Origin of the sequence: Pseudomonas mohnii (genome assembly GCF_900105115.1) — a bacterium.
Lineage (GTDB): Bacteria > Pseudomonadota > Gammaproteobacteria > Pseudomonadales > Pseudomonadaceae > Aquipseudomonas > Aquipseudomonas mohnii.
Map to the genome: position 1 here is coordinate 4,576,604 of NZ_FNRV01000001.1, position 13,831 is coordinate 4,590,434.

Genomic DNA, 13,831 nt, shown 5'->3' on the forward strand with positions numbered 1-13,831 from the left:
AGGCTGCTTCACTTGTAGGAGCGAGCCTGCTCGCGATGGACGTCAACGATTACGTTTACTGTCTGAAAAAACGCGGCGTTTTTGCGTTTTTCGCGAACAGTCCGCTCCTACAGTGATTGCCCCGAGCACCAGCCGCTGCCTCGCAGCGGCTTTTGTATTTTCTGAAATAACGAAGTGGAGAGCCGCATGGTTCCCGTAATCGCCCTGGTGGGCCGACCGAACGTCGGCAAGTCCACCTTGTTCAACCGCCTGACCAGGACTCGCGACGCCATTGTCGGCGACTTGTCCGGTCTGACCCGTGATCGCCAATACGGTGAGGCCAAGTGGCAAGGGCGTTCCTACATTCTGGTCGACACCGGCGGTATCTCCGGTGACGAGCATGGTATGGACGAAAAAATGGCCGAGCAGTCGCTGCTGGCCATCGAAGAAGCGGATGTTGTGTTGTTTCTGGTAGATGCCAAGGCCGGTTTTACCGCCGCCGACCAGATGATCGCCGAGCATTTGCGCAAACGTAACAAGCGTTCCTACGTGGTTGCCAACAAGGTCGACAACATCGACCCTGAAATGGCCCGCGCCGAATTCGCTCCGTTGGGCATGGGCCACGCGATTCCAATCGCGGGAGCTCACGGCCGAGGCATCACCCAGATGCTGGAAATCGCCCTGAGCGAATTCCCGAAAGACGAAGAAGAGCCGGAAGAAGGCGAGGAAGAGGAAGTCGCCGAGGGCGAAGAAGCCAAGCGCATTCCTGGTCCGAGCGAAAAAGACGGGATCAAGATCGCGATCATCGGTCGCCCGAACGTGGGCAAGTCGACCTTGGTCAACCGCATGCTCGGTGAAGACCGGGTTATCGTCTATGACCAGCCCGGCACCACTCGCGACAGTATCTACATCCCGTTCGAGCGTAACGACGAGAAGTACACGCTGATCGACACCGCCGGTGTGCGCAAGCGCGGCAAGATCCACGAAGAAGTCGAAAAGTTCTCCGTGGTCAAAACCCTGCAAGCGATCAAAGACGCCAACGTGGTGATCTTCGTGATGGACGCCCGTGAGGGCGTGGTCGATCACGACCTCAACCTGCTGGGCTTCGCCATTGAGTCGGGTCGTGCACTGGTCATCGCGATCAACAAGTGGGACGGCATGACCCCGAGCGAACGCGACTTCGTGAAGGTCGAGTTGCAACGTCGACTGTTCTTCGTTGACTACGCCGACATCCACTTCATCTCGGCGCTGCACGGCACCGGCGTGGGCAACCTCTACGCGTCGGTACAGAACTCGTTCAAGTCTGCGGTCACCCGCTGGCCAACCAACCGCCTGACCCAGATTCTGGAAGACGCGGTCGGTGAGCATGCGCCACCGATGGTAAACAACCGTCGGATCAAGCTGCGTTATGCCCACCTGGGTGGCGCGAACCCGCCGATCATCGTGATTCACGGTAACCAGATCGAAAAGGTGCCGAAGTCCTACGTCCGTTACCTGGAAAACACTTACCGTCGTGTGCTCAAGCTGGTCGGTACGCCGATCCGCATCGAGTTCAAGGGCGGCGAGAACCCGTACGAAGGCAACAAGAACTCGCTCACCGACCGTCAGGTCAACAAGAAGCGTCGTTTGATGTCGCACCACAAGAAAGCCGACAAGAAGCGCCGCGACAAGCGCTAAGGCAGCCCTGAGTTACACGCTGCAAGCTTCAAGTCAAAACCAAAAAGGGGCCTGTTAAGGGCCCTTTTTTGTGCCTGATGGTTTGAGGCTTGACCGCTTGCGGCTTGTCGCTTGAAACTTGCAGCTCACCTGCAGGGGCCCACCGATGATCACCAGTAAGCTGCCGAATGTCGGCATCACTATTTTCACTCAGATGTCTCAGCTCGCGGCGCAGACCGGGGCGCTCAACCTGTCCCAGGGTTTTCCCGATTTCGATGCTCCACGAGCCCTGTGCGACGCGGTTGGTCGGCATATTGCCAATGGCCACAACCAGTATTCGCCAATGACGGGCCTGCCGGTGCTGCGTCAGCAGATTGCTGCCAAAATTGCTCGCAGCTATGGCGTTCAGGTGGATGTCGATAGCGAAGTGACCGTCACTCCCGGCGCGACCCAGGCCATTTTCTGCGCCATCCAGGCGGTTATCCACAGCGGTGACGAAGTCATCGTGTTCGATCCGGCGTATGACAGTTACGAGCCTTCGGTTGAGTTGGCGGGTGGCCGTTGTGTTCACGTACAGTTGGGGCTGGACGATTTCAGCATCGACTTCGACAAGCTCGCTGCTGCGCTGAGCCCGCGTACGCGAATGATCATTCTCAATACCCCGCACAACCCCAGCGGTGCCTTGATCAGCCGCGCCGAGCTGGATCAGTTGGCGGCGTTGATCCGTGATCGCGACATCTACCTCGTCAGCGACGAGGTCTACGAACACCTTGTGTACGACGGCGTGCCACACGTCAGCGTGCTGGTCCATGAAGAGCTGTATCAGCGTGCATTCGTGGTCAGTTCCTTCGGCAAGACTTATCACGTCACCGGCTGGAAAACCGGTTATGTCGTCGCGCCGCCGGTCCTGACTGCAGAGCTGCGCAAGGTGCATCAGTACGTCAGTTTCTGCGGTGTTACGCCACTGCAATACGCCTTGGCCGATTACATGGCCGAGCATCCGGAGCACATCGAAGAACTGCCGGGTTTCTATCAGGCCAAGCGTGATTTGTTCTGCGATTTGCTCGCACCGTCGCGTTTCAGTTTCACCCGGGTGACCGGCACTTATTTCCAGCTGGTCGATTACTCGCAGATCTGCCCGGACCTCAATGACGTCGAAATGGCCCTGTGGATGACTCGCGAGCATGGCGTGGCCAGTATTCCGATCTCGGTGTTCTACCAGACGCCACCCGAAGGCCAGCGCCTGGTGCGACTGTGCTTTGCCAAACGTGAGGAGACCCTGCGTGAAGCAGCGGAAAAACTATGCGTGATCTGAGTGTGCTTGCGAATCTGAACATCGCACTGATCCAGACTTCCCTGGCCTGGCATGACCGCAAGGCCAACCTGGAGCATTTCGAATCGCTGCTGGAACAGGCCCAAGGCGCTGACCTGATTATCCTGCCAGAGATGTTCACCACCGGGTTCTCGATGGAGTCGGAGACCCTCGCTGAAGCGGAAAATGGCCCTACCAGCAAATGGCTGCGGGCTCAGGCGGCGAAGTTCGACGCAGTGATCACGGGCAGCGTCATCATTCATGCGGCCGATGGCAGCCATCGCAATCGTCTGTTGTGGGCGCGGCCGGACGGTGAGGTGTTGCACTATGACAAGCGCCACCTGTTCCGCATGGCGGGCGAGCATCACCACTACACCCCCGGCGAGCGTCAGGTGCAGTTCGAACTCAAGGGCTGGCGCGTGAGGCCGTTGATTTGCTACGACCTGCGCTTCCCGGTGTGGAGCCGCGATGCCCAGGACACTGACCTGTTGCTATACACCGCCAACTGGCCGGGTGCACGACGCCAGCACTGGAACCGCTTGCTGCCGGCGCGGGCCATCGAAAACCTGTGCTACGTGGCGGCGGTGAACCGTGTCGGTACGGACGGCAAAGGCTTCGCGTATACCGGTGACAGTCAGGTGCTGGATTTCCAGGGTGAGACACTGCTCAGTGCCGGTGAGGCTGACGGGGTGTTCAAGGTGGTACTGGATGCGGCGGAACTGGCGGCGTATCGCACGCGGTTTCCGGCGAATCTAGATGCCGATACGTTCGAGTTCACCTGAGTTCGTCGTCGCCTGACCTGGCCTCTTCGCGGGCAAGCCCGCTCCCACAGGGTATGTGGGTGTAAACAAAATTTAAGTTCACAACGGTCAACTGTGGGAGCGGGCTTGCCCGCGAAGGGGCCGGTTCAGACAGCACAAAACCAGCAGGCAAAAAAAGGCCCCGAGGTTCGCACCCCGGGGCCTTTTACATGACAGCGTAGGCTTACGCCGCTTTCGCTTCCGGCTGGCTCAGGGAGCGGTTCAGCGCGCTGAACAGGGCCTTGAAGCTGGCGGTGGTGATGTTTTCGTCGATGCCGACGCCATGCACCGCACGCTCGCCATTCACCCGCAGTTCAATGTAGGCGGCTGCCTTGGCATTGGTGCCCGCGCCGATGGCGTGTTCGTTGTAGTCCATGATTTCCACGGGTACTGGCAAACCGGCCACCAGGGCTTCCAGGGCGCCATTGCCCTTGCCGCGCCAATGCAGGTTGGTTTCGCCCTGGCCTTGGCTGGCGACTTCCACTTCGACGGCGCTGTGGCCGTTTTCTTCCTGCAGGCGATGGCTGACCAGCGCGTATGGGGTATTGGCTTGCAAGTACTCGCTGTGCAGCAGGGCGTGGATTTGCTGGGCTGTCATTTCCAGGCCCAGGCGATCGGTCTCACGCTGCACGACCTGGCTGAACTCGATCTGCATGCGACGCGGCAGGCTGATGCCGTATTCCTGTTCCAGCAGGTAGGCGATACCGCCCTTGCCCGACTGGCTGTTGACGCGGATAACCGCTTCGTAGCTGCGGCCGATGTCGGCCGGGTCGATCGGCAAGTACGGTACTTCCCACAGGGCGTCCGGTTTCTGCTGGGCGAAGCCCTTGCGGATGGCATCCTGGTGGGAGCCGGAGAACGCCGTGTGGACCAGGTCGCCGACGTACGGGTGACGTGGGTGCACCTGGATCTGGTTGCATTCTTCGACGACTTTGCGCACGCCGTCGATGTCGGAGAAGTCCAGTTGAGGGTCCAGACCCTGGGTGTACATGTTCAGGGCGACGGTCACCAGGTCAACGTTACCGGTGCGCTCGCCGTTGCCGAACAGGCAGCCTTCGACGCGGTCGGCGCCGGCCATCAGGCCCAGTTCGGTGGCGGCCACGCCGGTGCCACGGTCGTTGTGGGTGTGCAGGCTGATGATCACGCTGTCACGACGGTTGATGTGACGGCCGAACCATTCGATCTGGTCGGCATAGATATTCGGGGTCGCGCATTCCACGGTGGCCGGCAGATTGAGGATCATCTTGTGCTCGGGCGTCGGGTTCCAGACTTCGATCACCGCGTCGCAGACTTCCTTGGCGAACTCCAGTTCGGTGGCGCTGAAGGTTTCTGGCGAGTATTCGAAGGTCCACTCGGTGTCCGGCTGCATGGCCGCGTATTTGACGAACAGCTTGGCGGCGTTCACGGCGATGGCCTTGACTCCGTCCTTGTCCTGATTGAAGACAATCCGGCGGAAGGAAGGGGAGGTCGCGTTGTACAGGTGAACGATGGCTTTCTTCGCCCCGCGCAGGGATTCGAAGGTACGCTCGATCAGGTCTTCACGGCCCTGGGTCAGCACCTGGATGGTGGTGTCGTCCGGGATGTGGTTGCCTTCGATCAGGGTGCGCACGAAGTCGAAGTCGGTTTGCGAAGCGGCCGGGAACGATGCTTCGATTTCTTTCACGCCCACCTGCACCAGGGTTTTCCAGAAGCGCAGCTTCTTGACGGCGTCCATCGGCTCGATCAGCGACTGGTTGCCGTCACGCAGGTCGGAACTGCACCAGATCGGCGCGGCAGTGATGGTTTTCGACGGCCAGGTACGGTCCGGGATGTCGATGGTCGGGAACGCGCGGTATTTCGAAGACGGGTCTTTGAGCATGCTCATCGGAGTAATCCTTATTGTGTGGGCCGAAAAAAGGCGGCCAGCCGGTGGATCAAATATTCTGGGGGTAAGGCGTGAGACGAGGCACCGCGATCAGCCCGGCAGTCGTGCACTGACAAGGCACAGGCTGCGGTGCTGGCGAAGCTGAATGAGGGTGTGAGGAGTTTTCATGCCTTCAACCCTAACCGCGGGGGAGAAAGATGGCAAGCAGTCGAAAAAAATTGAGAGGAATACTCGTGTCTATGTATTTATCGAGATTTTATTGTGCTGAATGGTACTGTTTGTTCAGTTGCTTGCGCAGGGTTTGAGTGATGCGCAATCGAGGATTTTGGCATCGGGCTGTGCCCGTGCAGCTATGCTTATGGCCTCGACTGACAAGCAGGAGTCGGCGATGAACGAGTCCGATTGGAAGCTCTATTGCGTGCTGCGTCCGGTCGCCCATGAGCGGATGTGCGTGCGGATCATGGCGGATGTCGAAAAGACAGTGCTGGATAAAAACCTCTCACCTTATGAGCGGATAGAGGCGAGCGAGGAATTGCTCCAGGCCGGTCAAAAGGAGTTGTACTGGGCGTTTGGGGTGTTCAGGTTTTCGCGGCATGAAGCGCGTTCTCACTTGCTCGGGCTATGCGCCCGTGAGCTGGTCACGGCTGAAGAGCTGACCGGGTTCTCGGAGGAAACCCGGGAATGGATCAAGCACTGCCTGGCCGACCGGGAAGCCCACGGGATAGAGGACCTGGACGCTGAGTAAGCGGCGCCGGTGATGCCGTCATCGCGAGCGGACCGGCCGCACCGCCGCCAGCTTAAGGCTGAAACGCCCCGATGAAAATTGCCGGATCTACCCGCGCGTCGTTCAGGCTGACGTTCCAGTGCATATGCGGCCCGGTCGCCCGACCGGTCGAGCCGACCTTGCCGACCACATCACCACGCGCCAATGGCTGACCGACCTTCACATCGATTTTCGACATGTGGCAGAACATGCTGATGAAGCCTTGGCCATGGTCGACAAACACCGTGTTGCCGTTGAAGAAATAATTGCCGATCAGAATCACCTTGCCAGCGGCCGGGGTTTTGATCGGTGTACCAGCCGGCACCGCGAAGTCCAGGCCTGCGTGGGGATTGCGCTCTTCACCGTTGAAGAACCGGCGCACCCCGAACTTGCTCGACAGCGGCCCGTTGACCGGTTTGTCCAACAGCAGGTTGCTGGGGGTATTCGGGCTGAACGTGCGATAGGCGGCAATCTGCTCTGCCAGCTCGCGTTCTATGCGCTTGAGATTCTCCGGGTCAGGGTTGACCTGCTGCGTGTTCTTCAAGGTGATGCGTTGTTCCGGGTATTTTTTCTGGCCCACGGTGAAGTTCAGCGTACGGCCGCCGCTGCTGATGGACTGGGCGCCCGGTTTAACAGTCAGCGGTACGCCGACGATGGCCAGCCAATTGTTCTGCTCCTTGACCACCAGTACCGGTTTGCCCTGATAGCTGGCTTTCGGCGCTTGCGCTGAGGTGCCCAGATCCACCACCGCGACGCCGCCCGGCACCGGCTTGTTCAACAGGCGGGTGATATAGCTGTCGGCGTGGGCGTTCAGGGTCAGGCACAGCAATAGCAGAGAAGCTAAAAGGCGCGGCATGGATCAATCCAGTAATGAAAGGGTGACAGGCGTCAGGTGATTGTCTTCAACCCGCACTTGCAGTTCGCCTTCGCCCAGTTTGGCTTTCAGACGTTGACCGTTATGGGTTTGCGCGGCGTTGCGAATCGCGTTGCCGCGCTCGTCGAGCAAAATGCTGTAACCGCGGCCCAGCGTCGCCAGGGGGCTGACCACATGCAGTGTCTGCATTTGGCTTTGCAACTGCAGGCGACGGTTTTTCAGCCCCTCGCGGATGGCGCGGGGCAGGCGTTCGGCGAGACTGTCGAGGCGCTGGCGCAACAACGCCAGTTGCCGACCGGGATGTTGCCCCGCCAGGCGGGTTTCCAGGCGGATCAGCCGTTCACGGCGAGTGTTGAGGCTGCGTTCAAAGGCGCGGCGCATGCGCATGTCCAGATCATCCAGGCGTTGCGCTTGCTGGCGCAGGCGCTCACCCGGATGGCGCAGTCGCCGGGAGATGCCTTCCAGACGCAAGCGGTCGCGCATCAAACGGTCGCGCATGCGCATCACCAACCGTCGGTGCAGGCTTTCGACCCGGCGGACCAGATCGCTGGAGTCCGGTGCGAGCAGTTCAGCGGCGGCGGATGGGGTCGGGGCGCGAACGTCGGCGACGAAGTCACTGATCGACACATCGGTTTCATGGCCGACGGCGCTGACGATCGGCGTTACGCAGGCATCCACCGCGCGGGCCACTGCTTCTTCGTTGAAGCACCAGAGGTCTTCCAGCGAGCCGCCACCTCGGGCCAGGATCAAGGCGTCGAAGCCGCGGGCATCGGCCAGTTTCAGCGCGCGAACAATTTGCGCGGTGGCTTCGCGGCCCTGAACGGCCGTAGGGATCAGCGTCAGTTGTATCTGAGGTGCGCGACGGCGGAACACGCTGATGATGTCGCGGATCACCGCGCCGGTGGGTGAACTGATGATGCCGATCCGTTGTGGATGGGCCGGCAGCGGTACCTTGCGCTCGGCACTGAACAGGCCTTCGGCGCTGAGTTTTTCCTTCAGTGCATCGAAGGCCAGCCGCAACGCGCCATCGCCCGCAGGTTCCACGGTGTCGAGGATCAGTTGGTAGTCCCCGCGCCCCTCGAACAGCGAGACCTTGCCGCGTACCTTGACCGCCAGGCCATCCTTCAATGCTTGTCGCACTCGCGCAGCGTTCTGCCGGAACAGTGCGCAACGCACCTGGGCGCCGCTGTCCTTGAGCGTGAAGTACACGTGGCCGGATGCCGGACGGGCCAGGTTGGAGATTTCGCCTTCGACCCAGATGTTGCTGAACACGTCTTCGAGCAACACCCGTGCACGGCCGTTGAGCTGGCTGACGGTCAGGACTTCACGGTCCAGGCCAAGTCTTGCAAAGGGATCTTTAATCATGGGGCGCATGATAAAGGCATTCGGTGACCAATCTCTATGACCCCGCACAAATCAGTTGTTGGAAGCTGTTTGTGGAGTGAGCTGGCTCGCGAAAGCAGTCCGGCAGGCGATATCGTCGGTGAAAATCAAGACGCCATCGCGAGCAGGCACGCTTCCACACAGGCGCGCTTGGCGCAGGTTGTTCAATCGTTGTACTGGCTCAGCAACCGTTCCATCCGCGCATTCAAGCGGCGTTTGATTTCGGTTTCGATGTGCGGCGCGAAGTCGTCGATCACGTCCTGCATGATCAATTGCGCGGCGGCACGCAGTTCGCTGTCGAGGTACAGCAGGGCGTCGGCGCCCTTGCTGGCGCTCGGTGCCGGCTCGGCGGCTGGCGCGGGCGCTTTCGGTTCGACGGTCGGCGCGGGGGCGCTGACGGTATCGAACAGCATCGGAATCTGTTCCTGTTCACCTTCTTCGACCGTGTCGGTCAGCAGCGGTGGTTGCAGGTTGTCATCGCCGAGCAGTTGGCGGATCGACTCAAGGTCGTCCAGCAGGTGCACGGACTTTTGCAGCGGTTTTGGAGTGTCCATCGGAATGCTCAGAGTCGCTGTAAACGGTGATCTTGCAGAGGATAGCCCTGTTCGCGGTAGAAACGGAAACTCTCCCGCGCGGCCTGGCGTATCACCGGGTCTTCCACCACCACTTCTGCCACGCGGGCAAAGCGCTGGGCAAAGGCCGGCACTTTCAGGTCGAGATTGACCAGCAGATCCTGGTGCTGACCGCAGTCTTCGCCAAGACCCAGGACGATCAGGCTGTCCGGTTCGCTTTCGGCAGGGCCGTGGGGCACGAAACTCTCGCCTTTGAACGCCCATAAGCGTGCGTCGAGATCGTCGCGTTGGGAGGCGTCGCTGCAATGCAGGTAGATGCGGTGCCCCATGCGCCAGGCTTTCTCAGTGAGCTTGCAGGCGAAATCCAGGCGTGCCGAAGGATCGGCGCTGGGCAGGATATAGAAGTCGACTTTGGTCATTGCGGTTCCTGAGCCGGGGCGGCGTCACTGGCAAGCAACGCCGCCCGGGATCATCGGTTTCAGGCTTTGGCGCGGTCCAGCAGGTATTGGGTCAACAGGGGGACCGGACGGCCAGTGGCGCCCTTGTCCTTGCCGCCGCTGGTCCAGGCAGTGCCGGCGATGTCCAGGTGCGCCCAGTTCAGGTTTTTGGTGAAGCGCGACAGGAAGCAGGCTGCGGTGATGGTGCCGGCTTTCGGGCCGCCGATGTTGGCGATGTCGGCGAACGGGCTGTCGAGTTGCTCCTGGTACTCATCGAACAGCGGCAGTTGCCAGGCGCGGTCGTCGGCAGCCTTGCCGGCGCTGAGCAGTTGGCCGATCAGTTCATCGTTGTTGCCCAGCAGGCCCGAGGTGTGGGAGCCCAGGGCAACCACGCAGGCACCGGTCAGGGTGGCGATGTCGATGACGGCTTGCGGCTTGAAGCGCTCGGAGTAGGTCAGGGCATCGCACAGCACCAGACGGCCTTCGGCGTCGGTGTTGAGGATTTCCACGGTCTGGCCGCTCATGGTGGTGACGATGTCGCCCGGGCGAGAAGCGTTGCCGCTCGGCATGTTCTCGGCGCATGCCAGGATGCACACCAGGTTGATTGGCAATTTCAGCTCGAGCACGGCACGCAGGGTGCCGAACACGCTGGCAGAGCCGCCCATGTCGTATTTCATTTCGTCCATGCCGGCGCCTGGCTTGAGGCTGATACCGCCGGTGTCGAAGGTGATGCCTTTGCCGACCAGGGCGTAGGGCTTCTCGGATTTCTTGCCGCCGTTGTATTGCATGACGATCAGGCGCGGCGGTTGGGCGCTGCCCTGGCCAACGGCATAGAACGAGCCCATGCCCAGTGCCTTGATCTTCTTCTCGTCGAAGACTTCGACTTTCAGGTCCTTGAACTCTTTTCCGAGGTTTTTCGCTTGTTCACCGAGGAACGTCGGGTGGCAGATGTTTGGCGGCAAGTTGCCCAGGTCGCGAGTCAAGGCCATGCCGTTGGCAATGGCGGTGGCGTGGGTCACGGCGCGTTGCACTTCAGCCTGGGCGGCCTTGATGGTCAGCAGGGTGACTTTCTTCAGGGCGCGTGGTTCGGCTTTCTGGCTCTTGAACTGATCGAACTGGTATTCACCGTCCACCAGGGTTTCGGCCAGCAGGCGGGTCTTGCCGTAGCTGTCGCGGCCCTTGACCACGATTTCGTCCAGGGCCAGGACCGCATCACTGCCGGCCAGGCCTTTGAGGGTATTGAGTACGCCGGCGATGATTTTGCGGAACGGGCGGTCGCCCAGTTCTTCATCTTTACCCACGCCCACCAGCAGCACGCGCTCGGCCTTGAGGTTGGGCAGGCTGTGCAGCAGCAGGCTCTGCCCGACCTTGCCGGCCAGGTCGCCACGCTTGAGCACGGCGCTGATCGCACCGCCGCTGAGTTCGTCGAGTTGTTTGGCGGCGACGCCGAGTTTGCGGCCTTCACCGACGGCGACCACCAACGTGGCGGTTTTCAACGTTTCCGGGTTAACGCTCTTTACAACCAGTTCCATGTCCGGGTCCCTGAATTGATGGTCAACTCGCAAGCGCTCGACACCGAATGTGCGTCGCCTGCCTGCATCTAAATAGAAAGTAATAGAAAGTAATAGAAAGGCGCCAGTACCGACCGGCGACGAAGGCCGCAGTTTGAACCTCGCTAGCGGCGCCTGACAACCCTCGGTTGTACGATTGTCGGAGCGAGCCTGCTCGCGAAGAACTTGAGGCCGCGGCGGGGTTTCAGGCTTCGCGAGAGATGGACGTCGCCCTTCGCGAGCACGCTCGGTCCTACAGGCGCTTCCATGCATTGCGCAGTGACAGGCGCACCCAATCACAGGATAATGCGCCATCTTTTTCGGCGGCTCTGCCCTGCGGGTTGCCTGATATGTTTGTTTGTTTGGCTGCCTTCGCCTGACAATCCTGGAGTGTCTGGTTTGATCGTCTTCCGTTACCTATCCCGCGAAGTCTTGTTGACCTTGAGCGCCGTCAGCGCCGTGCTGCTGGTCATCATCATGAGTGGACGCTTCATCAAATACCTCGCCCAGGCCGCTTCGGGCCTTCTGGATCCGGGTTCACTGTTTCTGATCATGGGCTTCCGCCTGCCGGGATTCCTGCAGCTGATCCTGCCTTTGGGGCTGTTCCTGGGGATTCTGCTGGCGTATGGCCGGCTGTATCTGGAAAGCGAGATGACCGTGCTTTCGGCGACCGGCATGAGCCAGCAGCGTCTGTTTGTCATGACCCTTTTTCCGGCCACGCTGGTGGCGCTGATCGTGGCGTGGCTGAGCCTGAGCCTGGCGCCACAAGGTGCCAATCAGTTCCAGCTGCTGCTGAACAAACAAGATGCCCTGACCGAGTTCGATACCCTGGAGCCGGGGCGCTTTCAGGCGTTGCGCGACGGTACGCGAGTGACTTACACCGAGCAGTTGTCGGCAGATCGGATCAACCTTGGCGGCGTATTCATTTCGCAAAAGAACGCCTCATCCGACGGGAAAGATCGCGGGATTTCCGTCCTGGTGGCCGAAAAGGGCCGGCAGGAAATCAAGCCTGATGGCAATCGTTACCTGATCCTCGACAATGGCTACCGTTACGACGGTAATCCGGGGCAGGCCGACTATCGTGCGATCAAGTACGACGAGTACGGTGTATTGCTGCCCAAGCCGGATGTCAGCGACGAAGTCACCGACCGTGATGCGCTGAGCACCAGTGTCTTGATCCATAGCGATGACTTGCGTATGCGCGCCGAGCTTGAGTGGCGCCTGTCCTTGCCCTTGCTGGTCTTCATCGTGACCCTGATGGCGGTGCCGCTGTCGCGAGTCAATCCGCGCCAGGGGCGCTTCCTCAAACTGTTGCCGGCGATTCTTCTTTATATGGCTTACCTGACCCTGCTGATTGCCGCACGCGGCGCCCTCGACAAGGGCAAGATCCCGGTCGCGTTGGGCTTGTGGTGGGTGCATGCCATCTTCCTGGTCATCGGCCTGGGCCTGCTTTACTGGGAACCCCTGCGCTTGAAGATGGCGAGTCGCCGCAGCGCGCTGGAGGTGGCCCGTGGTTAAGCTCGACCGCTACATTGGTAGCAGCGTGCTCATTGCGATCCTGGCTGTGCTGGGAATCATCCTTGGGCTGGCAACGTTGTTTGCGTTCATCGATGAAATGGGCGAGATCAGTGATACCTACACCCTGGCCGATGTCGCGAGTTATGTACTGCTGACTGCACCGCGCCGTCTTTACGACATGTTGCCGATGGCGGCGCTGATCGGTTGCCTGATCGGCCTCGGCAGCCTGGCCAGCAACAGCGAGTTGACCATCATGCGCGCGGCCGGCGTGTCGATCGGCCGAATCGTCTGGGCGGTCATGAAGCCCATGCTGGTGCTGATGCTTGCCGGCGTGCTGATCGGCGAGTATGTCGCCCCCGCCAGTGAAAACCTCGCGCAAGCCAATCGTTCGCTGGCCCAGGGCAGTGGTGACGCGCAAAGTGCCAAGCACGGCATGTGGCACCGTCAGGGCGATGAGTTCATCCACATCAACTCCGTTCAGCCCAATGGCATTTTGTACGGTGTGACCCGTTATCGCTTTGACGCCGAGCGGCACATGTTGTCGGCCAGCTTCGCCAAGCGCGCAGACTTCGACAAGGAGCACTGGCAGCTGACCGATATCACCACCACGCTGTTCCACGATAAAAGCTCTGAGGTGGTGACTGCCCCTGTGGAGCGCTGGAACGTGGCATTGAGCCCGCAATTGCTCAATACCGTGGTGATGACACCCGAGTCGTTGTCGATCAGCGGTCTGTGGGGGTATATCCACTATCTGGCGGACCAGGGCTTGAACAATGGTCGTTACTGGCTGGCATTTTGGGTCAAGGTGTTGCAACCGTTGGTCACTGCCGCGCTGGTGCTGATGGCGATTTCCTTCATTTTCGGCCCGTTGCGTTCGGTGACCCTCGGTCAGCGGGTGTTTACCGGCGTGCTGGTGGGGTTCACTTTCCGCATTGCCCAGGATTTGCTGGGCCCTTCGAGCCTGGTGTTCGGTTTCTCGCCGCTGTTTGCGGTGCTGGTGCCGGCCGGTACCTGCGCCCTGGCCGGGCTGTGGTTGTTGCGTCGCGCCGGTTGATGGCGGGGCGTTCCCGGCTTCTTTGGTCATAAAAAACGCCCCTGTCGCAAGACCGGGGCGTTTTTGTAC

At 60.4% G+C, this 13,831-nt stretch carries 12 protein-coding genes; 6 read left to right on the forward strand and 6 right to left on the reverse strand.

The window, feature by feature from the left end:
* Positions 1 to 186 precede the first annotated feature (186 nt).
* The 3 genes from der (at position 187) to BLV61_RS21330 (ending at position 3,729) form a co-directional block, all read left to right on the forward strand.
* Positions 187 to 1,656, forward strand: coding sequence for a ribosome biogenesis GTPase Der (gene der / locus BLV61_RS21320; RefSeq protein WP_047538108.1), 1,470 nt, complete (start codon positions 187 to 189; stop codon positions 1,654 to 1,656).
* A 145-nt stretch (positions 1,657 to 1,801) separates the two neighbouring features.
* Complete coding sequence (locus tag BLV61_RS21325; RefSeq protein WP_090469944.1) at positions 1,802 to 2,950, forward strand: pyridoxal phosphate-dependent aminotransferase; 1,149 nt, start codon at positions 1,802 to 1,804, stop codon at positions 2,948 to 2,950.
* Positions 2,938 to 3,729 carry an amidohydrolase gene (locus BLV61_RS21330; RefSeq protein ID WP_047538111.1) on the forward strand — a complete coding sequence of 264 codons (792 nt, stop codon included), beginning with the start codon at positions 2,938 to 2,940 and terminating at the stop codon, positions 3,727 to 3,729. The genes BLV61_RS21325 and BLV61_RS21330 overlap by 13 nt, the downstream gene beginning before the upstream one ends.
* A 202-nt stretch (positions 3,730 to 3,931) precedes the next feature.
* On the opposite strand, the gene leuA is transcribed toward BLV61_RS21330, so the two are convergent.
* The gene (gene leuA, locus BLV61_RS21335; protein ID WP_047538113.1) at positions 3,932 to 5,611 is read right to left on the reverse strand and encodes a 2-isopropylmalate synthase; all 1,680 of its coding nucleotides are present in this window, start codon (positions 5,609 to 5,611) and stop codon (positions 3,932 to 3,934) included.
* Between the two features lie 388 nt (positions 5,612 to 5,999).
* Between leuA and BLV61_RS21340 the strand changes: the two genes are divergently transcribed.
* Positions 6,000 to 6,356, forward strand: coding sequence for a hypothetical protein (locus BLV61_RS21340; RefSeq protein WP_047539337.1), 357 nt, complete (start codon positions 6,000 to 6,002; stop codon positions 6,354 to 6,356).
* Positions 6,357 to 6,408: 52 nt separating this feature from the next.
* On the opposite strand, the gene BLV61_RS21345 is transcribed toward BLV61_RS21340, so the two are convergent.
* From BLV61_RS21345 to BLV61_RS21365, 5 genes are all read right to left on the reverse strand, one after another.
* Positions 6,409 to 7,230, reverse strand: coding sequence for a M23 family metallopeptidase (locus BLV61_RS21345; protein WP_090467298.1), 822 nt, complete (start codon positions 7,228 to 7,230; stop codon positions 6,409 to 6,411).
* Between the two features lie 3 nt (positions 7,231 to 7,233).
* Complete coding sequence (gene xseA / locus BLV61_RS21350) at positions 7,234 to 8,613, reverse strand: exodeoxyribonuclease VII large subunit (RefSeq protein ID WP_047538118.1); 1,380 nt, start codon at positions 8,611 to 8,613, stop codon at positions 7,234 to 7,236.
* A 182-nt stretch (positions 8,614 to 8,795) separates the two neighbouring features.
* Complete coding sequence (locus BLV61_RS21355) at positions 8,796 to 9,185, reverse strand: hypothetical protein (protein WP_047538121.1); 390 nt, start codon at positions 9,183 to 9,185, stop codon at positions 8,796 to 8,798.
* An 8-nt stretch (positions 9,186 to 9,193) separates the two neighbouring features.
* The gene (locus BLV61_RS21360; RefSeq protein ID WP_047538122.1) at positions 9,194 to 9,622 is read right to left on the reverse strand and encodes a DNA polymerase III subunit chi; all 429 of its coding nucleotides are present in this window, start codon (positions 9,620 to 9,622) and stop codon (positions 9,194 to 9,196) included.
* Positions 9,623 to 9,681: 59 nt separating this feature from the next.
* Complete coding sequence (locus BLV61_RS21365; RefSeq protein ID WP_090467299.1) at positions 9,682 to 11,172, reverse strand: leucyl aminopeptidase; 1,491 nt, start codon at positions 11,170 to 11,172, stop codon at positions 9,682 to 9,684.
* Positions 11,173 to 11,589: 417 nt separating this feature from the next.
* Between BLV61_RS21365 and lptF the strand changes: the two genes are divergently transcribed.
* Together lptF and lptG are read left to right on the forward strand one after the other, a co-directional pair.
* Positions 11,590 to 12,708: an LPS export ABC transporter permease LptF gene (gene lptF, locus BLV61_RS21370; protein WP_047538124.1), complete on the forward strand. Its 1,119-nt coding sequence runs from the start codon at positions 11,590 to 11,592 to the stop codon at positions 12,706 to 12,708.
* The gene (gene lptG / locus BLV61_RS21375) at positions 12,701 to 13,762 is read left to right on the forward strand and encodes an LPS export ABC transporter permease LptG (protein ID WP_090467300.1); all 1,062 of its coding nucleotides are present in this window, start codon (positions 12,701 to 12,703) and stop codon (positions 13,760 to 13,762) included. The genes lptF and lptG overlap by 8 nt, the downstream gene beginning before the upstream one ends.
* Positions 13,763 to 13,831 lie beyond the last annotated feature (69 nt).

What these genes read in the sequence shown, in the direction of transcription:
- der (WP_047538108.1), top strand. Translation starts at nt 187, where the DNA reads ATGGTTCCCGTAATCGCCCTGGTGGGCCGACCGAACGTCGGCAAGTCC.
- BLV61_RS21325 (WP_090469944.1), top strand. Translation starts at nt 1,802, where the DNA reads ATGATCACCAGTAAGCTGCCGAATGTCGGCATCACTATTTTCACTCAG.
- BLV61_RS21330 (WP_047538111.1), top strand. Translation starts at nt 2,938, where the DNA reads ATGCGTGATCTGAGTGTGCTTGCGAATCTGAACATCGCACTGATCCAG.
- leuA (WP_047538113.1), bottom strand. Translation starts at nt 5,611, where the DNA reads ATGAGCATGCTCAAAGACCCGTCTTCGAAATACCGCGCGTTCCCGACC.
- BLV61_RS21340 (WP_047539337.1), top strand. Translation starts at nt 6,000, where the DNA reads ATGAACGAGTCCGATTGGAAGCTCTATTGCGTGCTGCGTCCGGTCGCC.
- BLV61_RS21345 (WP_090467298.1), bottom strand. Translation starts at nt 7,230, where the DNA reads ATGCCGCGCCTTTTAGCTTCTCTGCTATTGCTGTGCCTGACCCTGAAC.
- xseA (WP_047538118.1), bottom strand. Translation starts at nt 8,613, where the DNA reads ATGATTAAAGATCCCTTTGCAAGACTTGGCCTGGACCGTGAAGTCCTG.
- BLV61_RS21355 (WP_047538121.1), bottom strand. Translation starts at nt 9,185, where the DNA reads ATGGACACTCCAAAACCGCTGCAAAAGTCCGTGCACCTGCTGGACGAC.
- BLV61_RS21360 (WP_047538122.1), bottom strand. Translation starts at nt 9,622, where the DNA reads ATGACCAAAGTCGACTTCTATATCCTGCCCAGCGCCGATCCTTCGGCA.
- BLV61_RS21365 (WP_090467299.1), bottom strand. Translation starts at nt 11,172, where the DNA reads ATGGAACTGGTTGTAAAGAGCGTTAACCCGGAAACGTTGAAAACCGCC.